Origin of the sequence: Enterococcus sp. AZ177, from assembly GCF_050544585.1 — a bacterium.
Classification (GTDB): Bacteria; Bacillota; Bacilli; order Lactobacillales; family Enterococcaceae; genus Enterococcus_L; species Enterococcus_L plantarum.
The window spans coordinates 1,535,547-1,561,893 of the sequence record NZ_CP172944.1 but is presented as its reverse complement, the minus strand read 5'-3'; the positions used below and the strand labels follow the sequence as shown (position 1 = coordinate 1,561,893).

At 36.2% G+C, this 26,347-nt stretch carries 28 protein-coding genes; 8 read left to right on the top strand and 20 right to left on the bottom strand.

Annotated features, from left to right (window positions below; translation table 11 throughout):
- Positions 1–12: 12 nt before the first annotated feature.
- The 6 genes from IGJ34_RS07610 to IGJ34_RS07585 form a co-directional block, all read right to left on the bottom strand.
- The gene (locus IGJ34_RS07610; protein WP_069653125.1) at positions 13–846 is read right to left on the bottom strand and encodes a PRD domain-containing protein; all 834 of its coding nucleotides are present in this window, start codon (positions 844–846) and stop codon (positions 13–15) included.
- 274 nt (positions 847–1,120) lie between these two features.
- Positions 1,121–1,753, bottom strand: coding sequence for a DNA-directed RNA polymerase subunit delta (gene rpoE / locus IGJ34_RS07605; protein ID WP_069653124.1), 633 nt, complete (start codon positions 1,751–1,753; stop codon positions 1,121–1,123).
- A 75-nt stretch (positions 1,754–1,828) separates the two neighbouring features.
- Complete coding sequence (locus tag IGJ34_RS07600; protein WP_430598497.1) at positions 1,829–2,263, bottom strand: DUF1934 domain-containing protein; 435 nt, start codon at positions 2,261–2,263, stop codon at positions 1,829–1,831.
- Positions 2,264–2,437: 174 nt separating this feature from the next.
- Positions 2,438–3,385: a sugar-binding transcriptional regulator gene (locus tag IGJ34_RS07595; RefSeq protein ID WP_206838581.1), complete on the bottom strand. Its 948-nt coding sequence runs from the start codon at positions 3,383–3,385 to the stop codon at positions 2,438–2,440.
- A 2-nt stretch (positions 3,386–3,387) separates the two neighbouring features.
- On the bottom strand, positions 3,388–4,377 hold the full coding sequence (locus IGJ34_RS07590) for an alpha-ketoacid dehydrogenase subunit beta (protein WP_430598496.1): 990 nt from the start codon (positions 4,375–4,377) through the stop codon (positions 3,388–3,390).
- Positions 4,374–5,372: a thiamine pyrophosphate-dependent dehydrogenase E1 component subunit alpha gene (locus tag IGJ34_RS07585; protein WP_069653120.1), complete on the bottom strand. Its 999-nt coding sequence runs from the start codon at positions 5,370–5,372 to the stop codon at positions 4,374–4,376. The genes IGJ34_RS07590 and IGJ34_RS07585 overlap by 4 nt, the downstream gene beginning before the upstream one ends.
- Positions 5,373–5,566: 194 nt before the next feature.
- Here IGJ34_RS07585 and IGJ34_RS07580 point away from each other — a divergent pair, with 194 nt between their 5' ends.
- The 4 genes from IGJ34_RS07580 to yidA all read left to right on the top strand — a co-directional run bounded on the left by IGJ34_RS07580 (position 5,567) and on the right by yidA (position 9,094).
- A complete protein-coding gene (locus IGJ34_RS07580) occupies positions 5,567–5,926 on the top strand; it encodes a hypothetical protein (RefSeq protein WP_430598495.1) in 360 nt (119 codons plus the stop codon).
- Positions 5,919–6,767 (top strand): lipoate--protein ligase family protein, encoded by an 849-nt coding sequence (locus IGJ34_RS07575; protein ID WP_069653118.1) that lies wholly within the window; start codon positions 5,919–5,921, stop codon positions 6,765–6,767. Before IGJ34_RS07580 ends, IGJ34_RS07575 begins: the two co-directional genes overlap by 8 nt.
- Positions 6,768–6,893: 126 nt before the next feature.
- Positions 6,894–8,264 (top strand): HD domain-containing protein, encoded by a 1,371-nt coding sequence (locus tag IGJ34_RS07570; protein WP_069653117.1) that lies wholly within the window; start codon positions 6,894–6,896, stop codon positions 8,262–8,264.
- A gap of 23 nt (positions 8,265–8,287) precedes the next feature.
- Positions 8,288–9,094, top strand: coding sequence for a sugar-phosphatase (gene yidA, locus IGJ34_RS07565; RefSeq protein WP_430598494.1), 807 nt, complete (start codon positions 8,288–8,290; stop codon positions 9,092–9,094).
- A gap of 73 nt (positions 9,095–9,167) precedes the next feature.
- Here yidA and IGJ34_RS07560 read toward each other — a convergent pair whose 3' ends face one another.
- Both IGJ34_RS07560 and IGJ34_RS07555 read right to left on the bottom strand, forming a co-directional pair.
- Positions 9,168–9,626 carry a PTS sugar transporter subunit IIA gene (locus tag IGJ34_RS07560; protein WP_206838573.1) on the bottom strand — a complete coding sequence of 153 codons (459 nt, stop codon included), beginning with the start codon at positions 9,624–9,626 and terminating at the stop codon, positions 9,168–9,170.
- Between the two features lie 381 nt (positions 9,627–10,007).
- Complete coding sequence (locus IGJ34_RS07555; RefSeq protein ID WP_206838571.1) at positions 10,008–10,451, bottom strand: NUDIX hydrolase; 444 nt, start codon at positions 10,449–10,451, stop codon at positions 10,008–10,010.
- Positions 10,452–10,625: 174 nt separating this feature from the next.
- On the opposite strand from IGJ34_RS07555, the gene gloA reads away from it, so the two are divergent.
- Both gloA and IGJ34_RS07545 read left to right on the top strand, forming a co-directional pair.
- On the top strand, positions 10,626–11,000 hold the full coding sequence (gloA, locus tag IGJ34_RS07550) for a lactoylglutathione lyase (RefSeq protein WP_111247214.1): 375 nt from the start codon (positions 10,626–10,628) through the stop codon (positions 10,998–11,000).
- Between the two features lie 171 nt (positions 11,001–11,171).
- Positions 11,172–11,891 carry a gamma-glutamyl-gamma-aminobutyrate hydrolase family protein gene (locus IGJ34_RS07545; protein WP_111247215.1) on the top strand — a complete coding sequence of 240 codons (720 nt, stop codon included), beginning with the start codon at positions 11,172–11,174 and terminating at the stop codon, positions 11,889–11,891.
- Between the two features lie 48 nt (positions 11,892–11,939).
- On the opposite strand, the gene IGJ34_RS07540 is transcribed toward IGJ34_RS07545, so the two are convergent.
- The 3 genes from IGJ34_RS07540 to IGJ34_RS07530 all read right to left on the bottom strand — a co-directional run bounded on the left by IGJ34_RS07540 (position 11,940) and on the right by IGJ34_RS07530 (position 15,072).
- Complete coding sequence (locus IGJ34_RS07540; protein WP_111247216.1) at positions 11,940–12,764, bottom strand: aldo/keto reductase; 825 nt, start codon at positions 12,762–12,764, stop codon at positions 11,940–11,942.
- Between the two features lie 126 nt (positions 12,765–12,890).
- Positions 12,891–13,874, bottom strand: a complete 984-nt coding sequence (locus tag IGJ34_RS07535) for a glucosaminidase domain-containing protein (RefSeq protein WP_430598493.1) — start codon at positions 13,872–13,874, stop codon at positions 12,891–12,893.
- Between the two features lie 181 nt (positions 13,875–14,055).
- A complete protein-coding gene (locus IGJ34_RS07530) occupies positions 14,056–15,072 on the bottom strand; it encodes a branched-chain amino acid aminotransferase (protein ID WP_206850607.1) in 1,017 nt (338 codons plus the stop codon).
- Between the two features lie 141 nt (positions 15,073–15,213).
- On the opposite strand from IGJ34_RS07530, the gene IGJ34_RS07525 reads away from it, so the two are divergent.
- Positions 15,214–16,146 carry a mechanosensitive ion channel family protein gene (locus IGJ34_RS07525; protein WP_430598492.1) on the top strand — a complete coding sequence of 311 codons (933 nt, stop codon included), beginning with the start codon at positions 15,214–15,216 and terminating at the stop codon, positions 16,144–16,146.
- A 234-nt stretch (positions 16,147–16,380) separates the two neighbouring features.
- Here the strand turns inward: IGJ34_RS07525 and IGJ34_RS07520 are convergent, their stop codons facing one another.
- From IGJ34_RS07520 to racE, 9 genes are all read right to left on the bottom strand, one after another.
- On the bottom strand, positions 16,381–17,508 hold the full coding sequence (locus IGJ34_RS07520; protein WP_430598491.1) for an N-acetyldiaminopimelate deacetylase: 1,128 nt from the start codon (positions 17,506–17,508) through the stop codon (positions 16,381–16,383).
- A 119-nt stretch (positions 17,509–17,627) separates the two neighbouring features.
- Positions 17,628–18,833, bottom strand: coding sequence for an ABC transporter permease (locus IGJ34_RS07515; protein ID WP_430598490.1), 1,206 nt, complete (start codon positions 18,831–18,833; stop codon positions 17,628–17,630).
- Positions 18,830–19,510 (bottom strand): ABC transporter ATP-binding protein, encoded by a 681-nt coding sequence (locus IGJ34_RS07510; protein ID WP_111248675.1) that lies wholly within the window; start codon positions 19,508–19,510, stop codon positions 18,830–18,832. The genes IGJ34_RS07515 and IGJ34_RS07510 overlap by 4 nt, the downstream gene beginning before the upstream one ends.
- Complete coding sequence (locus IGJ34_RS07505) at positions 19,503–20,654, bottom strand: efflux RND transporter periplasmic adaptor subunit (RefSeq protein WP_111248676.1); 1,152 nt, start codon at positions 20,652–20,654, stop codon at positions 19,503–19,505. Before IGJ34_RS07505 ends, IGJ34_RS07510 begins: the two co-directional genes overlap by 8 nt.
- Before the next feature lie 189 nt (positions 20,655–20,843).
- Positions 20,844–21,545 (bottom strand): 2,3,4,5-tetrahydropyridine-2,6-dicarboxylate N-acetyltransferase, encoded by a 702-nt coding sequence (dapD, locus tag IGJ34_RS07500; protein ID WP_111248677.1) that lies wholly within the window; start codon positions 21,543–21,545, stop codon positions 20,844–20,846.
- A 193-nt stretch (positions 21,546–21,738) separates the two neighbouring features.
- Positions 21,739–22,236: a cyclic-di-AMP-binding protein CbpB gene (gene cbpB, locus IGJ34_RS07495; RefSeq protein ID WP_069653103.1), complete on the bottom strand. Its 498-nt coding sequence runs from the start codon at positions 22,234–22,236 to the stop codon at positions 21,739–21,741.
- Between the two features lie 201 nt (positions 22,237–22,437).
- Complete coding sequence (locus IGJ34_RS07490) at positions 22,438–22,953, bottom strand: metallophosphoesterase (RefSeq protein ID WP_069653102.1); 516 nt, start codon at positions 22,951–22,953, stop codon at positions 22,438–22,440.
- Between the two features lie 10 nt (positions 22,954–22,963).
- The gene (rph, locus tag IGJ34_RS07485; RefSeq protein ID WP_430598489.1) at positions 22,964–24,313 is read right to left on the bottom strand and encodes a ribonuclease PH; all 1,350 of its coding nucleotides are present in this window, start codon (positions 24,311–24,313) and stop codon (positions 22,964–22,966) included.
- Positions 24,314–25,141, bottom strand: coding sequence for a glutamate racemase (racE, locus tag IGJ34_RS07480; protein WP_206837690.1), 828 nt, complete (start codon positions 25,139–25,141; stop codon positions 24,314–24,316).
- Between the two features lie 457 nt (positions 25,142–25,598).
- Between racE and IGJ34_RS07475 the strand changes: the two genes are divergently transcribed.
- Positions 25,599–26,327 (top strand): amino acid ABC transporter ATP-binding protein, encoded by a 729-nt coding sequence (locus IGJ34_RS07475; protein WP_069653099.1) that lies wholly within the window; start codon positions 25,599–25,601, stop codon positions 26,325–26,327.
- Positions 26,328–26,347 lie beyond the last annotated feature (20 nt).

Below are 26,347 nucleotides of genomic sequence, written 5' to 3'. Positions count from 1 at the left end.
TCTCCTTGTCTGTTATTTGATCATCTTCAGCCGTTCGATATGAATAGCAAGATAACCCAATTCTTCATTTGGTACTTGGTAGTGAAAATTTCTCATTAACAAAACTTGAACTTTTTTCGATATTTCGTAACTTTCTGCGTATTTTTTACGCACAACATCCAAAATTTCATCGTCCAAAACCGCATACTGACTTTGCTGAAAACGGTGAATAAACAAGCGTAGATGATTGACTAGCCGTGAATAGCTTAAGCTCATCTTTTCATCATGAATATTAATTCCTAATTCTTGCTCGATTAAATGAATAATTTCTGAAACAATAGTGACTTCACGAATACTTTTACTGTTATCCGTTCGACCACTGCGAGCACTGTGAATATGGATTGCGATATACCCTGCTTCATCATAACTAAACGGAATGCCTAATGTTTGCGTCAAATAATCCACTGCCCATTGTGCAATTGAAAATTCTTCACTATAAAGAATTTCAATTTCATTCAAAAGCTTATTTCTTACAATAATATTATTTTGGATATTCTCTGCAGCAAATGCAATGTGATCACTTAAACCAATATTGATATGTTCATTCAATTTTTCACCCAAGATCGTTTCAGCATGAGCAATGATTTCTTCCGTGACAAAAAAATATTTTTCATCGATTTGCGATAATAAAACTTGAAGCTTTCTCAAGCCATCAGGTTCCATTACAAACATTCTTTCTACTTGTTGCGGGAATAACAAATCATTTTTCTTTTTGTTAAATCCCACGCCTTTACCAACCGCGACTTTTTCCTGTCCAGCGTCAATGACGAGCACAGCATTTTGATTAAGCACCTTTTTGATTTTCATAAACATTCCTCTTCTGCAGAAGTAAATTGTTCGCCATCTTGTGCCAAGACAACAAAAAAAGCATAGAACAATCCCGTCAAAATATGAGTATATCATATTTTTTTTGAAATTCTTCCATGCCTAGTATTATCTAGTCACATGAAAACGCTATTCATTTTTGTTAACAGACATAGTTTACAAAGATATAGACCATTTGTCAATCATTTTCATTCATTTTTTCTATTTAACTAAAAAACGAATGTCCTCATTATGAGAACACTCGTCAATTGAGACGTTATGCTTCCTCTTCAGGATCCACATATTCGTCTTCATCATCAAAATCATCATCTACATCATCTTCATCAATGATTGTAAGATCTTCTTCAATTCCTGGCAATTCTTCTTCCTCATCATCAGAATCCGCACCGATTTCTTGAAGATCTGAGTTATACGCTTTAATCTCTTCGTCTTCTTCATCGTCATCATCATCGTAAAGAATATCGTCGTCATCTTCATCCGTAAGTTCAGCATCTTCCGGATCATCATCGTTGTAGTCGATCACATCTTCATCATTAGCATCAATAATGAAAGCATTGACTTTCTTACGTTTTCTACGGCGTGGTTTGTCTTCTTCGTCTTCTTCTAAACCGTGTGTTACTTCTTCGTCAATAGAATCGATTGGATACCATGAGCGCAAGCCCCAACGGTTATCTCCAAGAGAGATAAAACTGCCATCAATATTTAAGTCAGTATAAAATTGTGCTAAAGAGTCACGAATTTCGCTGTCAGATTTTCCAAGATAATTTTGAATTTGGTTTACTAAATCAGAGAAGTCCATCACATCTTCACGTTGTTCTAAAATTGCGTGCGCAACTTCTATCATGGATAATTCATCTTTGTTCAACCCGTCAAATACATTAATTTCCAAACGGTACACGTCCTTTCACAGTCTACTCCTTATCATACAAAAACATGAAGAAAAAATCAATTGATTATTACATAATTATGCTGTAAATTCTAGTTCCAAATGATATTCCCCGATTTTTTCGGTTTGAGAATACAAATCATAATCGATCAAAATGCTTCCTGCAACCGGTTGATCTTTGAGGCTGAAGCGCAAATTACGTGTAAATGTCGTAATTTGAAATAAACCATAAGGAGTTTTATAACTAGTATCTAAGCGTTCTTGATAAGCAAATTTTAGCCGCATTCTAAGACCACCGGCACGAATCAATTGAATTTTTCCATCGGGTTCAACTTTGATTGTTACAGGAACATCCTCTCCTTCTTCTTGCTCTTCTTTATAACGAATATATAAAGTATCGCCAATTTTCACGATTTGACCATCCAAATCAAAATAAAAGTTTTTCTTTTCACCCGCTTGATCAACTACCGTCTTCAACTGAATCGATACGGGGGTTCCTTGTGATAAATCCATTAAAAGCACTCTCCTTCATTAAAAGCGTATTAGACTCATTCAGTCTCGTGTCACGCTTTTTGTCACGTTCTATTTTCAATTTTTTCGACAAACTAGCCTGCAAAGCCAAATAGATCTAAAAGCTAAATTACTTAACATATGAATTTGGATTACATAAAAGCTTAATATACTAGTCTATCTGGCAATCAATGCTTCAGCAATCTTTTGATCAATAATTAAAATAGTGCAACACTTACCAAGTAATAGTGGCTGAATACTGTCAACTTTCTCTTCACCACAACCAATAACCATTACTTCTGGTATGTTCACTAAATCTTCCACTTTGATTCCTAGCATCCGCTTACTTATTTCATTGTTCACTGTTTGGCCATTTTTGTCAAATAAGGAAGCTACTGCATCGCCTTTGACTCCTGTTTTACTTATGATTTGCAATTCCTTTGTTCCGATATAGCCAAGACGTTTCCAGGTTGAGCTCTGATTAGGGTTCCCTACTCCAATTATTGCTAAATCAACTTTTTTTGCTTGTTCTAACGCCTGTCCAACTAGTTGCGATTGGTTTAAGATATTGGCCAACTCTATACTCTCCGCTAAAGCAGGCGCATAAAAATATTGGCAACGACTATTTAGTTTTTCCGCTAATCGAAAGACTAAATGATTTGTATCGAAATAAAGATGCTCACTGGACACTCCACCAACTAACGGTGAAACGTTGATGGTTGGAAAGGACTGATACGGCATCTCATCAATCAAGTCAGCTAATGTCGTCCCCCAAGATAGTCCGATATCCATTTCAGGCTTTAAACGTTCCCTAAGATAGTAAGCAGCTGTCCTGCTCACTTCTTTTTTTACAATTTCGTGTTGTTTTTGCTCATTTGTAGGGATTACGATCACATCATCAAGCTGATACTTTTTTTCTAAGCGCAAGCCAAGTTCTACTGCATAAGCAGACTCATCTTTAATCGAAATTGAAACAATTCCTGATTCTTTAGCCTGTTGTAACATTTTTGAAATAACCGGTCTTGAAATCCCCATTTTTTTTGCAATTATGGCTTGAGTTAGACCTTGCTCGTAGTACATCGTCACAATTTTCAGCATTTTTCTGTGATTTTCACTTATCTTCATTTTTAGGCCTCGACTTCTGCTATTAGTTGTATAGCCGCGTTTACCACTGTAGCTACCTGAGGTGTCGCATGAGCTTCTAGTTGTTTTTGTGCTGGCATCGGAACAAACTCGCCACCTAAACGAACAATCGGAGCCTTTAATAGCATCCCACAATTAGACTCGGCAATGATCGAGGTGATTTCCGCACTGAATCCACTGTTTTTAACTGCTTCTGTCGCCACAATCACTCGTTTCGTTTTTTTAACAGAAGACAAAATAGTTTTTTCATCTAGTGGAACCAAAGTCCTAGGGTCGATCACCTCAACAGAAATACTATTCTCTTGTAAAATCTCAGCCGCTTCCAACGCTTTATTGACCATAATTCCGGTTGCAATAATTGTGACATCTGAACCCCTTCGTTTAATATCAGCCACACCGATAGGGATGGTGTACGGTTCTTTCGGAACAAACCCGGTTGTTTTATACAGAAGTTTGTGCTCATAAAACATTACCGGATTGTTATCTTGGATTGCAGCATGGAGCAATCCTTTTGCATCATAAGCAGTAGTTGGTTGGATGACTTTGAGCCCAGGTATATGCGCCATCCAGTTTTCTAAACTCTGTGAATGTTGTGCTGCTGCTCCAGTACCTGAGCCAGAAGCTGTTCTCATCACTAAAGGAACGCTGGCTTTACCTCCGTACATATAATGTATTTTGGCTGCTTGATTCACTAACTGATCCATGGCGACAGTAATGAAATCAGAAAATTGTAATTCCATTACTGGACGCATCCCTGTCATCGCTGCTCCCACCGCAACTCCTGCTATCGCACTTTCTGAAATAGGTGTATCTCGAACACGTTCTTTTCCATATTTTTCTTGAAGTCCTTGAGTAGCACCAAAACCGCCGCCGTAAACGCCAATATCTTCGCCTAAAAGAAAAACACGTTCATCTTTTTTTAAAGCTTCATCCAACGCTTCATTAATTGCTTGTAGATAAGTTATCGTCCTCATACTTCAGCCTCCGCATAGACATGCGTCCATAAATCCTTGATCGTTGGTTCACTATCTCCTTTTACAGAAGCGACTAAATCAGAAAAATTTCTTCTGATCGACATTTCCAACTGCCGAATTTCCTCTTCTTTCATTCTCTTGTTCTGTATCAATTCGTTTTCTAGACGTAAAATCGGATCGTTATTTACTTGCCAATCATGACACTCATCTTCGGAACGATACTTTAATTTATCTGATTTCGAATGTCCCTTGTGACGATAAGTTAACGCTTCAATCAAGGTTGGACCACCACCACTTCTAGCTTTAGCTACTGCATGCGAAACGGTCTCTGATACGACGGATAAATCATTGCCGTCAATTGTTATACCTTCGATACCATAGCTTTTGCTTCGATCAGAAAGCTTCTGGATGTTGACCATTTGTTCAATAGAACTACTCATTCCATACTGGTTATTTTCAATGAAATAAATAACTGGTAACTGCCAAATAGAAGCCAAGTTCAATGCTTCATGGAAACTGCCTTCATTGGTGGCACCGTCTCCAGCGTAACATAATACAACTTGCTTCGTTCCTTGCATTTGCGCACTTAAAGCAGCTCCAGCTGCAATTGGAAAGCCCGCTCCGACAATGCCGTTTGATCCCAGATTTCCCATATCCAAATCAGCAATGTGCATACTCCCACCTTTGCCTTCATTTGTTCCAGTTTTCTTTCCGAGCATTTCAGCAAACATACTTCTGATATCTGTTCCTTTTGCGATACAATGACCATGGTTTCTATGTGTCGAAACAATCCAGTCACTTTGGTCTAAAATGCCCGCTCCACCAACAGCCGTTGCTTCTTGTCCAATACAAAGGTGCATCGTACCATGCAATTCTCCTGCATCAAAAAGCTCTTGGATTGTTTCTTCAAAGATGCGAATTTCCCACATCTTTTTCAGAGCTTCTAGATCATCAATCACATTGAATTGTCGATACGCGCTCGTCTTTTGATTCATTTCCACACTCCCTTTTACATTTGTTCCGCTTCGTATCATATGTAAATATTCTATAGTTTTCTTAGATTGATAGCAAGATTTTCTCTCCGTTTTTTTGATTTACTTTAAAAATATCTACTTTCCTTGTTATTTCTACATGGATAAGCATGATTTTTTGTCTAAATCGTATATAATAGAATATGGAGGTGGAACAAATGTTATTTCACGATAAACAAGCAATGTTGTTTTGTATGCACTGCCAACAAGAAACACTCCACGACATTCAATATATGAATGACATTATTTCCAGTATAGAATGTACAGAGTGTCATAATCAGATGAGTATCGATATTGATGCAATGAATCAGTTTTATCATTATCTTTATGAGCGTTTGATTTCTAAGCCTGGTCGTTTAACTGAAGAAGCCAGACTAGATTTCAATAAATTTTTAGCCACCATGCCGATGAGGATTATCAGTAAACCTATGCGTTTTACGAGTGAATATAATCAAATGAATAAAGAAGTAAAGGATTACGTTTCCCGCGTAAAACAGGATGAAGACCAAGATGACTAATTTAAAACAACTATTTACAAAGAATACAGTCTTTTTATACGATCAACTCTGTTTGACCGAAAAAGACTACTTTCTTCCATTTGCTTTGACAGATACTTTCACCACTTTCTCTGGAATCAATCAACAGCCATTCATTCATTTCTGGCAGCTTGACCAAGCGATGATTCTTGGGATGAAAGATACGCGAGTTACTGATTTAAGCAAGGGATTAACGTCTTTACGACAAGATGGCTACAAGGTCGTGATCCGCAATGCTGGTGGACTTGGCGTAATTGCGGATGTCGGGGTACTGAACGTTTCATTGATTTTGCCCAATTTAGGCGATAAAAAAATGAGTATCGACGAAGCTTATACTTATATGTGGCAATGGATCAAGTGCGCATTTGAGGACTCTGATCATAAGATAGAAGCTTTCGAAATCACTGAATCTTATTGTCCCGGTACATTCGATTTAAGTATCCATGGAAAAAAATTTGCTGGCATTGCGCAACGTCGTGTGAAGGACGGCACAGCCATCATGATTTATTTGAGCATCAATGGGGATCAACAAAAACGTGGTGAAAGTGTCCGGCGTTTTTACGAAGCAAGTCTTCAAGAAGATTTCGGTAAAAATGGGTACCCTCCTGTTGATCCAACTGTTATGGCAAATTTAGAAGATCTCCTTCAAAAAAAAATAACAGTAGATGACGTGAAAAAACGATTAATTAGCGTATTATTAGATAACGCCCCAATTACTATGGATAGTCGAACAGTACCTGAATTATTAAATTCAAAATGGTTTACAACAGAAATAGAAAAGCAACGAAATAAAATGAAGCAACGAAATCAGTTATTAGATTAATTCCGCTTCAACAGAATAGTAAAGAACAGTATCCGTTCATGATTAAAGTGTTTAGCAGCAAAAGGAAAAATGTTGTTTTGCTTAAACACTAGAAACAACGAACCACTAATCAAAAGGAGTGAATCTATGTCAATCCCTTATAAATATCAAATTTTGCCAATTGAAAAAGTCTTTCGAGATCCTGTTCACAATTATATCCACGTACAACATCAAGTGATTTTGGATTTGATCAATTCAGCAGAAGTTCAAAGGCTTCGGAGAATCAAGCAATTAGGTACCTCTTCTTTTACTTTTCATGGGGCAGAACATAGCCGTTTTGCTCATTCTCTAGGTGTCTATGAAATAACACGGCGTATTTGCGATATTTTTCAACGCAATTATTCCAGTGAACATTTAGGTGACGAAGGCTGGAATGATAATGAGCGGTTAGTAACACTTTGTGCAGCTTTACTCCATGATGTCGGTCATGGACCTTATTCTCATACCTTTGAACATATTTTTAATACAGATCACGAAGCAATCACAGTGCAAATCATCACTTCACCAGAAACAGAAGTTTTTCAAATATTGAATCGTGTTTCTGCTGATTTTCCTGATAAGGTTGCAAGTGTCATTACGAAAGAATACCCTAATCCTCAGGTAGTCCAGATGATTTCTAGTCAAATTGACGCTGACCGTATGGATTATTTATTGCGCGATGCCTATTTTACTGGAACAGAATATGGAACTTTTGATTTAACTAGAATATTACGGGTGATCCGACCGTACAAAGATGGTTTAGCTTTTGCTATGAACGGAATGCATGCGGTAGAAGATTATATTGTAAGTCGATATCAAATGTATGTTCAAGTCTACTTCCACCCTGTTTCTCGTGGAATGGAAGTGATTTTGGATCACTTACTACACCGAGCAAAAGAATTATATGAACAACAACCAGAAGATTATCAATTACATTCTCAACTTTTAGTCCCCTTCTTCAAAGGGAATTTCTCATTACAGGAATATTTAAAATTAGATGATGGTGTATTAAATACCTATTTCACTCAATGGACTTCTTTACCAGATCCGATTCTTAATGATCTCGCAAATCGCTTTTTAATACGCAGACCCCTTAAATCTGCAACGTTCTCTGGCGATCGAGACTCTGTAACTATCCGTCATCTGCAAGCATTGATTGAAAAAGTAGGATATAATCCAAAATATTATACTGCTATCAATTCAAGTTACGACTTACCTTACGATTTTTATCGTCCAGAAAAAAATAGCCACCGTACGCAAATCGAGATCATGCAAAAAGATGGTACCTTGATCGAATTATCCAAAATCAGTCACCTAGTGGCGGCACTAGCTGGTCAAACACAGATCGATGAACGCTTTTATTTTCCCAAAGAAATGGTTGATCCGAAAAGACAGCAGCATTATGATCTCTTTGATGATACCTATCGAGAATTTGCAGCTTACATTCATAACGGTGCATTAGTCGAAGAGAAAAATTAAAGAAAAGATATTAGGAGGAACTTATGTCAGTCAAATTAGTTGCAATAGATATTGATGGAACATTACTTGATTCAAACAGAAAAATCAGCCCCAAAGTGAAAGACACTTTAAAAAGAGCCAACGAAAGTGGTATGTATATCGTTTTATGCACGGGGCGCCCTTTACCTGGTGTAAAAGAACAGTTAGCAGAGTTAGAGCTATATGGTGAAAATGACTATGTAATTACTTACAATGGTTCTTTGGTACAAGCAACCAAATCGAATGAAATCATTTCGCAATATACTTTTAGTTATAACGACTTTTTAGAAATCGAACTAATGGCCCGAAAAGTGGGAGCTCATCTACACACGATCGATGATAAAGCGATTTATACGGCTAATCGGGATATCGGTAAGTATACTGTGCATGAAGCTTATCTTGTTGATATGCCATTGAAATATCGTGCAGTTGATGAGATGACTCCAGATATGTCCATCATTAAAATGATGATGATCGATGAGCCAGACGTTTTGGACAACGCTATTCGACAACTTCCAAAAGAATTTAGTAATAAATATACAACAGTTAAAAGTACAGATTTTTACTACGAAATTTTAAACAAAGAAGCGAGTAAAGGCAATGCGCTCGCAAAACTTGCGGAACATTTAGGGATTTCTCAATCTGAGACAATGGCGATTGGAGATAACGAAAATGACCTTTCAATGATTGAATATGCTGGTATCGGTGTTGCTATGGGAAATGCTACTGAAAACGTCAAGCGTGCTGCAGATATTCAAACAACCAGTAATGATGAAGACGGTGTTGCTGAAGTATTGTTGAACTATATTTAATGGTGAAATTAAAAAGCAGTTTGCGAATTAGCTGCAAACTGCTTTTTAGCGTTTCGCCTACTAATTTCAACTTTCAACCTAATAATGTTTCTTTTACAGATAAATAATCATAAATCTCATTTGGATCTTGACTAGTATCTAGCAAATAGTAAAATTGAGGATCATCTAATAAGCATACTAACTCTGCCATGGCATTTAAATGACGATTATTTTCTGTTGCTGCCAAGCAAAATACATATTTAACTGGATCATTTTCTTTGCTACCAAATTCAATAGGGTTCTTTAATACGTTAATACTCATTCCCAATCTTTCCACACCATCAACTGGTCTTGCATGTGGCAACGCAACATGTTTGGTGATGACAATATATGGACCTAATTCTTTGGTTGTTTCAATCATTTTTTCGATATAACCAGAGGTGATTTTGCCACCTAGAAGTAAAGGTTCAGCAGATTGACGAATCGCATCTTCCCAATCGGTTACCTCAAGTTCAAGTTGAATAAATTCTTCTTTTATCATTTCACTTAACAATATGCAACACCCCTTTTAGATTTTTACCAAGCGTACGACTTGTTGGTTCCTTTTCAATATAATCTGTTTGTGAAACGTTTTCAATCTCTTTTGTCGCCTTATTTTGTCTACCTATTAAACAAAAAGTGGTCCTATAGAATCGGTGAAGTTCAACAAAAATCGCTCTCTGATAAAATGTTTTCAGAAAATGTAAAGTATCTAAATCAAATCGGTTTTTAATCCCATTTATTCATACCACTAAATGAATCGACAGCAAACAAATACTATACTAAACTCTTTGTTCCCAGGAAAACTAATGTAATTTCTTATGATTATTTCAATACTCATTCAGTCAATAAAAAAAAACAAATCATGTTCGATTTGCTTTCTTTGACTTTCTTTTTATTTATTGTCTCTCCATCTATGTACCGCCCACTTATGACTACCACGTTTCAATAAATTAACTCCCTCATCGATTGATACCCAACGAATTGTGTTCGTTTTTTCCAGAGGTTCACTTATTTCTCTCCAACTGTCTGCAACAAAGAAATAGCCTGGATTATGATAATCTGTATTTCGATGTCTTGAATGAAAATACTCATCCGCTTGCCCTAGATAGTCACCGATAACTACTTCAAAACCAAGTTCCTCGATCATTTCCCGATGAATCGCAGTTTCCTTCGTTTCTCCGAGTTCAATTTCTCCGCCTGGTAAAAAATATGCACCATTCGGCGCTTGAATTAGCACTATTTCTGTGCCATTATTTTTTGATATGATAATGTAAGCACCTAGTCTTTTCTTATAGACCAACATTTCCGATTTTTCACCGAATGACGGTGTTTCCATAAAAACAACTCCCTTTTCTTTTAAACTAATTTTACATGAGAATTTTCTCATGAACAAGTAATATCTAATCATTTCACTCACAATTCTGTTAAAGTCTATGCTACTATAAAAATGTCAGCAGTTTGTTGGATTCGATCTGCGATAATATTCACTTTTGAAAGGAAGATGACTCATATGAAAATGGCTCACACTTGTGTCCGTGTCAAAGATTTGGAAGCGTCGCTGGAATTTTATCAAAAGGCATTTAATTTTGAAGAAAGCCGCCGTCGTGATTTTCCAGAACATAAATTTACTTTAGTTTACCTAACATTACCTGGTGATGGTTATGAACTAGAGCTAACGTACAATTACGATCATGAAGCATACAACTTAGGCGATGGTTATGGCCATATTGCGATCAGCACAGACGAAATCGAAAAATTACATGAGGAACAAAAAAATGCTGGTTTTACTGTTACTGACATGAAAGGTTTACCAGGAACGCCACCATCTTATTACTTTATTACGGATCCAGATGGATATAAAATCGAAGTCATTCGTAATCGATAATAAAAAAATGCAGTTGATCACTTTTTAGGTCATACCTAATGTGTGATCAACTGTTTTTACTACTTTTTCTGAAAGTTTCTAGATTTAATTACAATTCAGCTCTTTTTATAACCTTATTTTATAAAAAAGTGATACACTGTTACTCTACCTATTAATCAAGGACGTGATCAAATGACAACGATTATCGGCATAGCTGGAAATCAAATTATTCAATCTGTTGATATTTTCAACGGTAACCATGTAAGTTATACACCTCAAGCATTCGTAACTGCAATTCAAAAAGCAGGCGGATTACCGATTGTTTTACCCATTGGTGAAGAAGAACATGCTGCGGCTTATGTTTCTCAAATCGATAAATTATTATTGGCAGGAGGACAAGATATTTCTCCTGATTATTTTGGTGAAGAACCTCATCCAAAACTTGAAGAAACAAATCGCAATCGTGATATTTTTGAACTGGCTTTAATCAAAGAAGCAATCAAGCAAAGTAAACCTATTTTTGCAGTTTGTCGTGGTATGCAGTTGCTTAATGTTGCTTTAGGAGGAACCTTATATCAAGATCTTTCTCTATATCCTGAGTGGAAAGTACAACATGGACAAGAGCCTACCCAACCACAATTTGCAACCCACGGAATTCAAATAGAAAAAGACAGTGCTCTGTACGACTTACTTGGAGAAACATATCGCGTTAATTCTTATCACCATCAAGCAATCAATACATTAGCATCTTCTTTGAAAATCACCGCTAAATCCACTGATGGAATTGTTGAAGCTATTGAATCAGCTGATAAAAGCCAAAATATATTAGGTGTCCAATGGCATCCTGAACTTCGTTTTGATGTCGATACAAAAGAATTTACATTATTTGACTATTTTGTGAATCAACTATAAAAATAGTAGGAAATTGGTTTTAACCAGTTTCCCACTATTTTTTTCTTATTAAAAATCAAAATTATCTGGATCTGGACCTAAACGTTCATTTGTATTTAGTTCATCAATTCGTTTGATATCGTCGTCTGTCAATTCAAAATCAAACACATCAAAATTTTGTTTGATACGTTCTTCATGAACTGATTTTGGAATAACGATGCTATCGCTTTGTAAATGCCAACGAATAATGACTTGTGCTGCTGTTTTGTTATATTTCTTTCCGATTTCAACTAAAATAGGCTCTTCTAAAATTTTACCTTGCCCTAACGGAGACCATGCTTCTACAGCAATTTTGTTAGCCGCTAAGAACTTACGTAATGGTTCTTGTGTCAACGTTGGATGAAGCTCGATTTGATCAACCATTGGTACGACTTTTGCTTCTTTTAATAAATCTTTAATATGATGTTCATGGAAGTTAGAAACCCCGATTGCTTTAGCACGACCACTTTGATAAATTTCTTCCATCGCACGCCAAGAATCTTTGTACTTCCCTTCAACTGGCCAATGGATCAAGTATAAATCAATATAATCTAAACCAAGTTTAGCTAAACTCTCATCAAATGCTTTTAGAGTTGAATCATATCCTTGATCCGCATTCCATAATTTAGTCGTAACAAAAATCTTTTCACGAGGCACGCCCGAAGCACGAATACCTTCGCCTACACTGGCTTCATTTTTATAAGCTGCCGCAGTGTCAATCAAACGATATCCAGCTTGTAGTGCCCACTTCACTGAATTAACTGCTTCCTCCCCATCTTGCACTTTCCAAACCCCTAAACCTAAACGAGGAATAATAGAACCATTCGCTAGCTCTTTTGTTTTTTCTAAAGACATATTTTTTCCATTCCTTTCTTTGAAAAGGTGAATACAATTTTAGTATACTCCTTAAAGTAGGAGATGGAAAATAACTGGATTGTCTATCGTTGCATTTCATTTTCGTCAGCTAATAAAGAAATCTACCTACTTATTTTCGAAGATTAGGATTCGTTTACCTATTTTTTCACTAATAGTATAAATTTTATCAATATAAGAAGTTACGTTTTCCACAAAATCTCTGATTCGTTTCTTCTTTGACTTATTCGTTACTAATCTTCGTACGTTTTTTATTTTTTTAACTGTCGCCATAGTTTCTTTCACGTTTCTATTTGACAGATTTTCTGGTTGAATAGTGTTGTTTTCTTGGAATTCATCATAAGCAGATAACTCATAAATAAAGATCAGCTGATCTAACTTTTCAGCATATTGACTATCCGTTGCGTACCTTCCAGTCAGAAAAGCTGTTGCTTCTTGATAATTCATAGTTTCACTCTTCCAAGCGCCTTTATAGAATTCAGGATTTCCCACTAACCCATTTTTTAATAAACAAGCATAATCTTCTAAGCACTCCTTAAGCGAAGAATATTTTCTGAATTCAGAATTAATAGTGTACAGCGCTCCTTCACCATCTTCTTCTTGTGTTTTCATCACAACTGTCATGCCGTTATAGTCTCCCTTAATGCCAAATAAATTATAATTAGGTGCTGTGGCTAGAGTACTACTGCCGGATGCAGACTCTAAAATAGCCTGTGCAATCATCACCGAAGCATATAAATCATAATCACATGCGATTTTTCGAGCTAACTCTCTAACTTCTTCGATGAAATTTTCTGTTGTTTGATTTTTTATGATCATCATCTCTTGTAAAATTGGAATGCTCCTATTTTGCTCTTCTTCAGAATTCTCAGATAGATCGTTTGCAGATTCTGAAATAGTCTGAGTATCTTCACGAGGTTGCAATGCCTCTTGTTTTTGGTTGATTTCTGAACTGTTTCTCTCAACCTTATCCTCTCTTGACTCTTCTCGTCGTTCGAAATCTATCAGTGATTCAGCCTTAGCTAACACTGGTGAAATCATTAAGCTAATCATTAATTCTATTACTATACTAACTAGTATCTTTTCTTTCATATAAATTATCTCCTTCTTGATCATTATTCCTATAATAGTAATACGCAATTATTTTAGTTTATGATCAAAAAGTTGTTAAAATAACGATTTTATACTCTATATAAAAGTAAAAAAGAAAACAACGAACCTTGTTCGTCATTTTCTTTATACTATGCTATTCGCCAATCTTCTTTTAATAATGTTATATTTTTATGTTTCTAATCCAGCCATTTGGTGCAGGTAAATCACCAAATTGAATCCCAGTTAGTTCATCATAAAGTTTTTGTGTTACCGGCCCAACTTCTGTTTCACTATAAAATACATGGAAATCATCATATGTTTGAATACCACCAATAGGTGAAATTACCGCTGCCGTTCCGCACGCTCCAGCCTCTTTAAATTGATCCAATGAATCAACGTAAACATCTTCTTCTACGGCTTCCATTCCAAGTTTATGCTCAGCTAAATGAAGCAGTGAATATTTCGTTATGCTTGGTAAAATTGATGGTGACAATGGTGTGACAAAACGATTATCCTTAGTGATCCCAAAGAAATTAGCGGAGCCAACCTCTTCGATTTTAGTATGTGTTGCTGGATCAAGATAAATACAATCAGAAAAGTGTTTCTCTTTGGCCTCTTCACCAGGTAATAAGCTCGCAGCGTAGTTTCCACCGACTTTAATTGCCCCTGTCCCCTGCGGTGCTGCACGATCATAATCAGAAACTATGAAGTTTGTCGGAGTTAATCCGCCTTTAAAGTACGCACCTACAGGCATACAAAAAACAGTAAACAGAAACTCTGGAGCTGAATGTACACCGATCCCTTCCCCAACACCGATCAGAAGTGGACGTATGTACAATGTACCACCACAACCATAAGGAGGAATAAATTCCGCATTCGCCTTTACCACTTCTTCAATTGCATGGATAAATTTGTCTTCTGGCACTTCGGCCATCAATAGTCGCTTAGCACTGCGATTCATTCGTTTAGAATTCTCATCGACTCTAAATAGATTAATCGATCCATCCTTACAACGATAAGCCTTCAAACCTTCAAAACATTGCTGTCCATAATGCAACGCTGCTGATCCTTCGTTGATATGCACTATATTATCTTCTGTTAGTTTACCCTCGTCCCAATGACCATCTTTCCAAGTAGAAATGTATCTAAATGGTGTCTTTATATAATCAAAACCTAAGTTATCCCAATCTATTGTCATACGATCACTCCTTATTTTCAGAATATTGTAACACATTTCAAATGAATTTGTTAAGCTTTTTATAGAAATAATGACATCTTTTTTCAAATTCTAGTATAATAATAAAGTAATCATAGATTAAAAAAGAAAGTTGGGATATGCTTGTTTATTCTTGGGCAACCACTATCCAGTAAAACACTTGAAAGCACAATGGATTCGACACTTGATTTAAAAACCGCTACAGAAAATAAAGTCAATGCTTTTCAGCGCTTTTGGAATGGCATTAATTGGGATCAGATCATTGCAACTTTAATTGAAAAAACGATTTATCTCTTATTTTTGATTCTTCTTTTCGCTTTTCTAAATCGTATAGGGAAAGCTCTTATCGATAAAACATACGGGAATTATAGCAAAAAACAATCGTTCAGTGAAAGTCGTTTAAAAACACTTCATACCTTGATTAACAACGCCTTTCAATATACACTTTTTTTCTTTTTTGTTTATTCTCTACTAACAGTTGTAGGCGTTCCAGTTGGCTCTCTTCTTGCGGGAGCTGGTATTGCGGGTGTCGCAATCGGTTTAGGTGCACAAGGCTTTATGAATGATATCATTACTGGTTTTTTCATTATTTTAGAACAACAAATGGATGTTGGGGACTATGTTCGTTTAACCGCTCTTGGTATTGAAGGAACCGTGACAGCAGTGGGGCTTAGAACCACTCAAATGAAAGCTTTAGATGGAACAATTCATTTTATCCCAAATAGAAATATCACAACGATAAGTAATCTTTCTCGCTCAAATATGCAAGTTTTGATCGACGTTCGGATCATTCCGGATGAAGGATACGACAAAATCATAGCTATCATTGATCAAGTCAATCTTGAATTGAAGGAAAAGTATTCAGAAAGTATTCAAACAGGACCAACATTTTTTGGCATGGTTGATCTTGGAAATGGAAATTTCGCTGTTCGCACAACAATGTACGTCTTGAATGGAAAACAAGCCCCTATCAGAGAAGAATTTTTGGCTCAATATGTTAAAAAATTATCTGAAGCGAACTTTACTATTCCAAATACCCCCATCACATTAACTTAAAAAAACGAGCCTGGGACATAACTAAAAAGGTTATGTTTCAGGCTCTTAGTAATCGAATAAACGGTGGGCGCAGAAGCAACTCCTTCGGAAATAAGCCGAAATTGCTGTAAAACACAACAAGGAACAAGTTGATGTTGCACAGTACCTACTTGGTCACAAAAAATTTGAAGAGCAATTTTCGTAAATTCCTTCTTATTTCTCGGAGTTAAACACTTTTGTCCCAACCTCGTTCTTTTAGTTATCTAATGATTTTAAAAAATTACTAACATGCTCTACAGCAAATGGAATCGCATCTTCTTTAGGCTCAAATTTTGCAGAATGTAATCCATACTTACTATCGACTCCTAACCAAAACATCGTTCCAGGTACTTTCGATAATAAATAGCCAAAATCTTCACCCGTCATAGCCACTTCTGCCTCTTCAAATAGAACATCTGCTTCATGTTCCATAAATGACATAAGGTTTTCTGTTGTTTGCTTATTATTAACGACAGGAACGTATCCTTTTTGATCTAAAGATACCTCTACCATACAATTAAATGACTTCGCGATCCCTTCACCGATTTCTCTGATTCTGATTTGCGTCAATTGATTCATCTCTTCTGTCAACGTTCGAATCGTACCCGAAATCGTTGCTTCTCCAGCAATTACATTTGTCGCGGACCCTGCATTAAATGTTCCAAACGTGACAACCGCCCCTTCAACTGGATTAACATTTCGGCTGACAATGGTTTGTGCTTGTTGTACAAGACTCATTCCAGCTACAATCATATCGTTAGACGCGTGAGGAAATGCTGCGTGTCCACCTTTACCCGTTAATCTGATTTGAACTTCGCAAGTCGCTGCAAAAAGAGTCCCTACTTTAGTTGTAATCTTACCAACAGGGAGCTCAGGATTTACATGAAGTCCGTAAAATTCATCCGGAAGCCAAGATCCAAATGCATCATCTTCATACATTAACATTCCACCTGCCTCGTTTTCTTCTGCAGGTTGAAACAAAAATAAATAGTTATTTTCAGGTTGTTCTTTGGTCATTTGATCCAACAAACCTAAGCCAATCGTCATATGAAAATCATGCCCACATGCATGCATATAGCCATTATGTATAGACTGAAAATCAGAAATGACTTCCTCTGTTATCGGTAACCCATCAATGTCAGCGCGCCAACCGATCGTTTTTTTAGGATTTTTCCCATGAACGAACACTAAAATCCCCGTCTGCCAGGTTTTATATTCTATAAAAACTTTATTGATCGATTGTATAATTTCTAATAAGTATTTTTGAGTTTTTACTTCTTCTAACCCAATTTCTGGTATTTGGTGCAGTTGTCTACGAATCTCAATTAACTGTTCTTTGATCACTATTCATCTGCCTCTTTTCTATTTCACTATATCTATTGTTGAATAAAAAGAGTCTTCTGTCAATCCTTCATCAAGAAAATTTTTGGATTTTCTGCAGTTCATGAAACAGATTACTTTTACTACTTCATAATATCGATTAAGTCTTTTTTAGACGCCGCTGATGCTGGCATATAGCTAAAGACAACTCCTATTAATACAGAAATACCTACAGCCAAACCAATTGTAAACAAATCTGGTCGTACCGAGAAAGGTAAAAATATAGAAGCAAGTAACCCAAGAATCATTCCTAATAAATAACCAATTAAACCGCCCAGTAATGTCAATGTCAGTCCTTCTGTTAAAAATTGCTTTCTAATATCTTTCTCTGTCGCCCCTAAGGCACGTCGGATTCCGATTTCTTTTGTCCGTTCTGAAACAGAAATATACATCATATTCATGACACCTACTCCAGCAATAAACAACGAGATACCTGCTACAGCCGAAATAAATAGTGTAAGATTATCCAAAATGCTTCCCATCTGCTCTATATCAGACTTTGGATTATAGGTTTCATATTCTCCAACATTTCTCATACTACCATTAAAATTAAGTTGTTTTAACACTTCTTTCAATATCTCTTCTTGATTTTCTCCCACTTCTGTTTCGATATTCAAGATTGATTGACTTTCAGCTTTATTGAAGTAATGATCGTAACTTTTTATTGGAAAGTAAGCCAATGCTGCTTGGTTTTCCATAGATAACGTCCCATTACTACTTGCGATAACGCCCACTACTGTAAAGAGTTCATTCATCACTTCGAATCCTTTTCCAACAGCTTTCTCAGGATCATCATAAAGTTTTTGTGCTAATATCTCATCAATGACAACCACTTTATTTAAGGTTTCGTTGTCATTGGGATCAATTTGACGCCCTACCAGCAAAGGTTCAGAGGTCTGTTCAACACGTTCTATTTTTTTTGTTAATTTTTTACCGCGAACATTTAATTCTACTTGCCGTTCGGTCAATTTTTGTTTTGGCTTATAAAAATCGACTTTCCTAATCCCTTTTAGATTCTTAATCAAGTCAAGGTCACTTTTTTTAAAAACGTCACTTTCGGTCAATGCATTAGACACATCATAGTAGTTAAACGTAATATTGCTAACATTTTCATTTGTATTTACCATTGACATTTTATCGATCATATCCCGTTTAAATCCGTTACCGATAGAAACAATCGTAATCACCGAGGCAATTCCAATAATGATACCAAACATTGTTAAAAAGCTGCGTTTTTTATTTTTTAAAATTGATTTTAGAGCGGTCTTCCAAATGACATAATTATTCATTTAATCAGCTCCTCTTCCACAATAACACCATCTTTAACGCGAATTAAACGTCCGCAATAATGGATCATATCTGGATTGTGAGTGACTAAAATAATCGTTACTCCTTCATCTTTATTTAAATCTTGGAATAATTGCATGATATCTTCCGACGTTTTCGAATCTAGAGCCCCTGTCGGTTCATCAGCAATGATAAAATTTGGTGCATTCACGATTGCTCTTGCTATAGCGACTCGCTGTTGCTGCCCACCAGAAAGTTGTTTTGGGTACTTGTTTCCTTTATCAACTAAGCCGACCTTTTCTAGTACTTCTTGTACTCTTGCCTTGGTATTTGTATAAGCTGAACCATTGTATAATAATGGCAACTCAACATTTTCAAAAACAGTATTATTTTCAATTAGACTAAAGTTTTGAAAAACAAAGCCGACTGATTTATTTCTAATAGCAGAAAGCTCCTGATCAGAAAAATCTGTAATCTCTTTACCTTCAAATAAGTATTTTCCGTCAAATTTTTTATCAATGAACCCTATTAGATTGATCAAGGTCGATTTTCCTGAACCAGATGGCCCCATCACCGCCACAAATTCTTTTTCTTTGATTTCAAAGTTAACATCTTTTAAAACATGGAGTTTTTCTTCTTCCAAAGAATAAAATTTGTTGATTTGTTCAAGTTTAATCATTTTCAACCACCTGCACTTCTGCATTATCTTTTAAGTTATCATCTGGATTTCCAATGATTTTTGTTCCTTTTGACACACCGGACTCCACATTTTTTGTTCCATTTACTTCTGAAACCTTAACAGTTGTTTTCGTTGCTCGACCGTTTTTATAAACATATACAAACGTTTCATTATCTCTTTTTACAATCGACTTATCTGGCAAGACTAATTGTGTTTGTGGTAATGAAACTTGAGTAGATGACCCGTACGCCCATGGGAAATCACCATCCACAATAAATTCATAAGTCGGAATCTCTGAATCATTCCCGCTTGTCGATTTAGGCAACTGGTTAATGCTGTTAATTTTCCCTTTAGCAGTTTGATTGGAACCAATTGAAGTCACACTGACTTCTTGGCCCGTTTTTAGTTTATTTAGATCATACTCTGTAACGATTCCTTTAATTTGCTTCGTCTTGCTTAACACTTGGATTATAGGTTGTTCCAATGATTTCTTTCCTGCTTCATTGACCATCGCTACCCCATCGATTGAAGCTTTAACAGATGACGTTACTTTTCCTTGTTCTGATTCTAAAGATGCAGATTCATCATTCACATCTACATAAGCTAAATCTAACGCTTGCTGCGCTTGGATCACTTCATTGTTAGTACTAATCGCCCCTGCTTTTAATTGTTCAACCCTTCCTTTTAACTCCTCTTTTTTCTCAGGATCTATTTCTTGATTATAGTCAGTATTTGCTTGATTAACGTTGGCTTGAGCCTCATTATAACGTGCTTGTGCCAAGCTTAAATTTTGAGCTGCCTGTTGCGCTGATAAGCTACTTTTATTTACAGATCGTTGTTGTTGGTCAACTCGCGTCTGCGCCTCACCATTTAAATAATTAAGTACAATATCTCCATTTTTGACTTCTTGTTCATTTTTTACTGGAATATTGTTAACTGTTCCTAAAGTCTGGTCATAAAAAATATCTTCTGTTTGAGATGCTTTAACTTCCCCTTTTAAAATAAGTGGGTCCATTGCTTTTAACGTAAACACATTATAACTTGGTTCAACCTTTTTTTTACCTGAAAAAAATAGCAAATAACTGCCCAAACAGACACCAATTAGAATACCACCAATAACCAATTTCTTTTTTTTGCTTTTCATAATACTTGTTCCTCCTATTTTATCTTATATACTCGATTATAAGCAGTAACAAACGATTAGAGAATTGAATAAGCAAACATTTATCTTACATATTTGAAAGTTTAATATAACAAAAAAATGAGGCTGGACATAACTCTGCGAGTTACATTCCAACCTCATTTTCCAAAATCAATTGTATTATGTTTTTGTTTATAATTTACGTAGCTCTTCCATCATGTTCGTTTTGCTTTTCGTTTTTGCATCTATATCTTTTATCTTTTTAGCTGGTACTCCTGCAACGACAGTATAAGGTGCAACATCATCAACTACAATAGCCCCAGCTGCAACAACAGCGCCTTCGCCTACTCGAATTCCTTCTAACACAACAGCATTTGCGCCGATCAAGACATTGTCTTCAATGACGACAGGTTCTGCACTCGGTGGTTCAATTACACCGGCTAAAACAGTTCCCGCACCAATATGACAATTTTTACCGACAGTTGCACGTCCACCTAAAATTGCACCCATATCGATCATTGTACCTTCACCAATCACAGCTCCGATATTAATAACGGCACCCATCATGATTACAGCATTGTCCCCAATTTCCACTTGATCTCTAATTGTTGTTCCTGGCTCGATTCGTGCGTTGATTTCTTTGATATCCAACATAGGTATCGCTGAATTGCGTGAATCATTTTCAATCACATAATCTATAATGTTCTCTTTATTATTTTCCAAAAATTCTTTGATTACTTTCCATTCACCAAATAAAGTCCCGGTTTTACAATTCGTGAATGCTTGAATTTCATCTGGAAAAGTTACTTCTTTCAGTTTCCCTTTCAAAGTAACTTTTACCGGTGTCTTTTTCTCAGCATTCCCGATATAATTAATAATTTCATATGCGTCCATCAAATTAACTCCCTTCAAATTAAGAGTGTTGCACAAAAGTATACGATTTGACCATTCTCAGCCTATTGCAACGTATCAACTATAAAATAGATACACTCCAAATTCGCTGTTCCTTTTGAACCACTATTTAAACTCTTTTCATTGTTTAGCTTATCAAATAATCAGATAAATGTGAATAGTTAATTTCAGATACTCAAATCACTTTCATTTCTATAGACTCTCCATCGGATTTAGGTAAAATAACATTTTTCCGTTCTAACTCATGAGCCATATGATTAATTGCTTTTAGGAGTTCTTTGCGTGTAATGATCCCTTTAAAGCATTGATTGTCATCTACTACAGGCAGAAATGCTGCATCGACTAACAAATGAAGAACATCCTCTAATTCCCACTGTTCACCAATCACTGGAATGTTGACTTCCATCACATCGGCTACCGTAAAACTAGTTAATTTTTCAAAATCAACAGAACTAATATCGAACATTTTATCCACTACATCAGATAAGCTGATCAATCCGACAAAACGATCACCTTTATCTAGAACAGGGATTTTTGAATATTTCACTTGGGATAGAACCAATAGAGCATGACTTAGCGGATTCAAACACATTACGTTTGCCACATTTTCCGCTGGTATTAAAAATGTTTCTTGTTTTTCTAATAATAATTCTTTTACAGCAGTTCCAATCATTGGAGTGCCTCCATTTCATTTTCTTTGCCACAACTATCATTGTACAGAAAACGGATGCAAATGTCTTCAAATTCAAACTTTTTTCATAACTCTTAAAAAAAATTAAGGTTTAAACTGATTTTCTTCACATTTAGCGATTAAACGGCGGGAGCAGAAGCAATCCCTTCGGAAATAAGTTTCTGTCCCAGCCTCATCTAAAAGCTATTTTTTATTAAAAATAAAATGCAGTTCTTTATACGGATTGTGATCCCGACCATAATACTGAACAATAAATTGATCTGGTGTGCTCTCAACAATTGCGTAAGATTTAAGTTGGATCGGCCCTCTAGGTAAACTGATACTCCCTGGATTCAAATAAAGAACATTTGCCCGGACTTCGCAACCAATCTCATGTGTATGACCAAATAATGCCACATTGGCTTTGGCTCCTTCAGCTTGCAATGCTAAACTTGTCAAACCTGAGCGGACATTGGCTAGATGACCATGTGTCATAAAAATAGTATCTGATCCACTTTTTTCAACGATTGTGTTGGGAAAATCAGGATCATAATCACAATTGCCTTTTACAACTATAAAATCATCCCACAACTCATCAGTAGGCGCTAATTCTGAATCCCCACAATGAAACATTTTATCCACTTTCCCTCGATAAGCTTGTGCTAAATCAACTAACACATCACGATCACCATGATTATCACTTACTACTAGATATTTCATGTACAACCTCCTAGTTTTCCAACCATTCTACCCATTGATTTTTTAGTTTTGCCACAGCTTGACCTCTATGACTGACTTCATTTTTTTGTTCATCTGAAAGTTCAGCCGCTGTTTTTTGCTCTTCTGGTACGAAAAACAAAGGATCATAGCCAAAGCCATTTTCGCCTCTTGGAATCGTTCCAATTTCTCCTGACCAATTCCCTTCAACAACTAAACTTTTTTTATTCGGGGCAGCGAACACGAGCGTACAATGAAAGGTAGCCGTTCGTTTTTCCTTCGGTACTCCCGTTAATTCATGTAGTAATTTAGCATTGTTCGCAGCATCATTCGTGGGCTCTCCAGCAAAACGTGCGGAGTAAATCCCTGGTCTGCCACCTAATGCATCAACAATCAATCCTGAATCATCCGCCAAAACTGGTTGTTTTAAATGATCCGCAATCGTTTCTGCTTTTAAACGAGCATTTTCTTCAAACGTCTTCCCAGTTTCTTCAACATCCGGTATTTCTGGGTAATCCAATAATGTTTTGACCTGATAGCCTTTTTCAGCAAACATTTTTTTGAATTCTTTCGCTTTTCCAGAATTTCTCGTCGCAATCACGATAGTTTGTTCTTCTGAAGTAAACGTTTTTTCATTTACTTGAGTCATTAACGCTTCTTTCTGATAGGCAATCAAATGTTCAATGCCGGTTTTGCCATAGAATAGGAGTGCATTCAACTCATCTCCTGAAAAAGTTGCTTCTTCTCCCGTTCCTTGGAGTTCAACAAAGTTACCAGATTCGGTCATTACTAAATTCATATCTACAGCAGCAGCAGAGTCTTCTAAATAATTTAAATCAAGAACACAATTTCCATCACTTAAAATCCCAGCACTAACAGCCGCTAAATACTCTTTGATTGGATTTTCTTGTAATTCTCCTCTTTTAATCATTTTATCTACTGCGATCTTCATAGCGACAAAAGCACCTGTAATACTAGCAGTTCTAGTTCCGCCATCTGCTTGTACAACATCACAATCCACGATGATACTTCTTTCTCCCAGTTTCTTTAAATCGATTACAGCACGTAATGAACGCCCAATCAAGCGTTGAATTTCCATTGTTCGTCCAGTCAACTTACCTTTAGCACTTTCACGGATATTTCTTGTGTTAGTGGCTCTTGGCAACATACTATACTCAGCTGTCACCCAACCAGTTCCTTCACCTCTTAAAAATGGTGGGACTTTTTCTTCCACCGTCGCAGAACAAATTACTTTTGTATCGCCAAACGAAATTACTACTGATCCTTCAGGATGTTTATAAACATTCGTCTCAATGGTAATTTTTCTTAATTCTTTCGCTTGTCTTCCATCATGTCTAATCATTTATCTTCCTCCACATGTCTTCGTCGATAATCGCACCTGCTCAACGTTTAATACCTCAATATCTAACCAGTCATTAGCAATCGAGTGAAACATTTTCGCAGAGCCCGTTGTATAAAATTCATTTGGTTCATTTTGGTGTTGTGGGGTATTCGCTATATCAAAGTAGTCCAATAGCATACTAACTTCACTCACTGTTTCGGCCCCAGAGTCAATCAATTTTACTTGGTCTCCCATAACGTTTTGAATCAAAGGGCGTAATAATGGATAATGAGTGCAACCTAATACTAAGGTATCTAAGTTCTTTAATTGTAATGGGTTTAACGTTTCTGATACAACTTTTTTTGCTACAGATGAGTGAAACTCATTACTTTCGACGATTGGAACAAACTTTGGGCAAGCCAAACTTGAAACAAATGTTTTGGGTGCTTTACTTAATAATGCCTCTTCATAAGCGCGACTTTTGATTGTTCCAACAGTGCCGATAATACCGATGCGACTATTTTTCGTTGCTTTTAATGCAGCCCTTGTTCCTGGCATAATCACACCTACAACAGGGATATCTAATTTCGCCTTGATTTCTTCTAATGCAACTGCTGTCGCAGTATTGCAGGCGATCACTAACATTTTAATATTTTTTTCTAAAAGAAAATTGGTCATTTCCCAAGTAAATTCGATTACTTGTTCAGCTGGTCTCGGCCCATAAGGACAGCGTGCTGTATCTCCAAGGTAAATCAAACGTTCATTTGGTAGTTGCCTTAATGCCTCTTTCACTACCGTCAGTCCTCCGACACCGGAATCTATAAAACCTATTGCTTCATGAATCTTCAAGTCAATCAAACCTTTACAGTATTTTTTCAACACTCTTATTCTCTACTTTTTACTACTTTTTTTCAAGCTTCAACATCAATTGCTTCTATTATATCATTCTTTATACGGGAATTTTATTTCTTGTGTGCTTTTTAAGGACTTTTATTTTTAAGTAAAAAAAACTAGCAATCTCATTTTCCATATGTTATAATTTCTAACATTAACGAATGAATAGATTTATGATGATAGGATTAAATAAAAAAGAAAACTGTTTTTATAAAAAGAACATTATATAACTACTGTGTTCCATACTATTCTTAACACATTGGATAAGTAGTTTTATAAAAGAATCTTACCGTATTCTCAGTTTAATATAATATCAATCGTTATTTTAAAGTATTCAATCATTTATTTGTTCACTATCGCATCGCTTATTTTAAAAATGATGTGACAATTCTATACATAAAGGAGAATGACCATGATTTCGTTGGAACATGTAAATAAGTTTTTTGGGGAACATCACGTATTAAAGGACGTTTCTTTAAAAGTCAACGAAGGAGAAAAGATCGTAATCATCGGCCCTTCCGGCTCTGGTAAAAGTACTTTGATTCGTTGTATCAATCGGTTAGAAAAAGTCACGGATGGACACATATTTGTTGATGGAATCGACATTACCGAACCGAAAGCTCCCGTTCAAAAGGTTCGCCAAAAAGTGGCCATGGTTTTTCAAAGTTTTAATCTGTATGCACACAAAACAATCATCCAAAACCTTACGCTAGCACCCATTAAAGTCAAAGGCGTTAGTAAAGAAGAAGCAACCAAGACTGGCATGGAATACTTAGAGAGAGTCGGGTTAGCTGATAAAGCGAATGCATACCCTGCTCAACTTTCTGGAGGACAACAGCAACGAGTAGCTATCGCACGAGCATTGAATATGCATCCAGAGATCATTCTATTCGATGAACCGACTTCGGCACTTGATCCTGAAATGATCCAAGAAGTTTTGGATGTTATGGTTGATTTATCCAAACAAAACATCACGATGATTTGTGTAACCCACGAAATGGGCTTTGCTCGCCAAGTAGCTGATAAAGTCATTTTCATGGATGACGGTCAAATTATCGAAACAGGAACACCCGAACATTTTTTCACTAATACTCAAAATGAACGTGCGAAAGAGTTCCTAAGCAAAATTATTCATAATTAATACACAAAATCAATTACAAG

Coding starts and splice junctions, on each gene's coding strand:
- IGJ34_RS07600 (WP_430598497.1), bottom strand. CDS start 2,263: ATGGATTTATCACAAGGAACCCCCGTATCGATTCAGTTGAAGACGGTA.
- IGJ34_RS07510 (WP_111248675.1), bottom strand. CDS start 19,510: ATGATTAAACTTGAACAAATCAACAAATTTTATTCTTTGGAAGAAGAA.
- IGJ34_RS07475 (WP_069653099.1), top strand. CDS start 25,599: ATGATTTCGTTGGAACATGTAAATAAGTTTTTTGGGGAACATCACGTA.
- IGJ34_RS07580 (WP_430598495.1), top strand. CDS start 5,567: ATGTTATTTCACGATAAACAAGCAATGTTGTTTTGTATGCACTGCCAA.
- cbpB (WP_069653103.1), bottom strand. CDS start 22,236: ATGATTGGAACTGCTGTAAAAGAATTATTATTAGAAAAACAAGAAACA.
- IGJ34_RS07545 (WP_111247215.1), top strand. CDS start 11,172: ATGACAACGATTATCGGCATAGCTGGAAATCAAATTATTCAATCTGTT.
- IGJ34_RS07535 (WP_430598493.1), bottom strand. CDS start 13,874: ATGAAAGAAAAGATACTAGTTAGTATAGTAATAGAATTAATGATTAGC.
- IGJ34_RS07490 (WP_069653102.1), bottom strand. CDS start 22,953: ATGAAATATCTAGTAGTAAGTGATAATCATGGTGATCGTGATGTGTTA.
- IGJ34_RS07570 (WP_069653117.1), top strand. CDS start 6,894: ATGTCAATCCCTTATAAATATCAAATTTTGCCAATTGAAAAAGTCTTT.
- rph (WP_430598489.1), bottom strand. CDS start 24,313: ATGATTAGACATGATGGAAGACAAGCGAAAGAATTAAGAAAAATTACC.
- IGJ34_RS07575 (WP_069653118.1), top strand. CDS start 5,919: ATGACTAATTTAAAACAACTATTTACAAAGAATACAGTCTTTTTATAC.
- dapD (WP_111248677.1), bottom strand. CDS start 21,545: ATGGACGCATATGAAATTATTAATTATATCGGGAATGCTGAGAAAAAG.
- IGJ34_RS07590 (WP_430598496.1), bottom strand. CDS start 4,377: ATGAGGACGATAACTTATCTACAAGCAATTAATGAAGCGTTGGATGAA.
- IGJ34_RS07530 (WP_206850607.1), bottom strand. CDS start 15,072: ATGACAATAGATTGGGATAACTTAGGTTTTGATTATATAAAGACACCA.
- yidA (WP_430598494.1), top strand. CDS start 8,288: ATGTCAGTCAAATTAGTTGCAATAGATATTGATGGAACATTACTTGAT.
- IGJ34_RS07585 (WP_069653120.1), bottom strand. CDS start 5,372: ATGAATCAAAAGACGAGCGCGTATCGACAATTCAATGTGATTGATGAT.
- gloA (WP_111247214.1), top strand. CDS start 10,626: ATGAAAATGGCTCACACTTGTGTCCGTGTCAAAGATTTGGAAGCGTCG.
- IGJ34_RS07540 (WP_111247216.1), bottom strand. CDS start 12,764: ATGTCTTTAGAAAAAACAAAAGAGCTAGCGAATGGTTCTATTATTCCT.
- IGJ34_RS07515 (WP_430598490.1), bottom strand. CDS start 18,833: ATGAATAATTATGTCATTTGGAAGACCGCTCTAAAATCAATTTTAAAA.
- IGJ34_RS07555 (WP_206838571.1), bottom strand. CDS start 10,451: ATGGAAACACCGTCATTCGGTGAAAAATCGGAAATGTTGGTCTATAAG.
- IGJ34_RS07610 (WP_069653125.1), bottom strand. CDS start 846: ATGAAAATCAAAAAGGTGCTTAATCAAAATGCTGTGCTCGTCATTGAC.
- IGJ34_RS07595 (WP_206838581.1), bottom strand. CDS start 3,385: ATGAAGATAAGTGAAAATCACAGAAAAATGCTGAAAATTGTGACGATG.
- IGJ34_RS07505 (WP_111248676.1), bottom strand. CDS start 20,654: ATGAAAAGCAAAAAAAAGAAATTGGTTATTGGTGGTATTCTAATTGGT.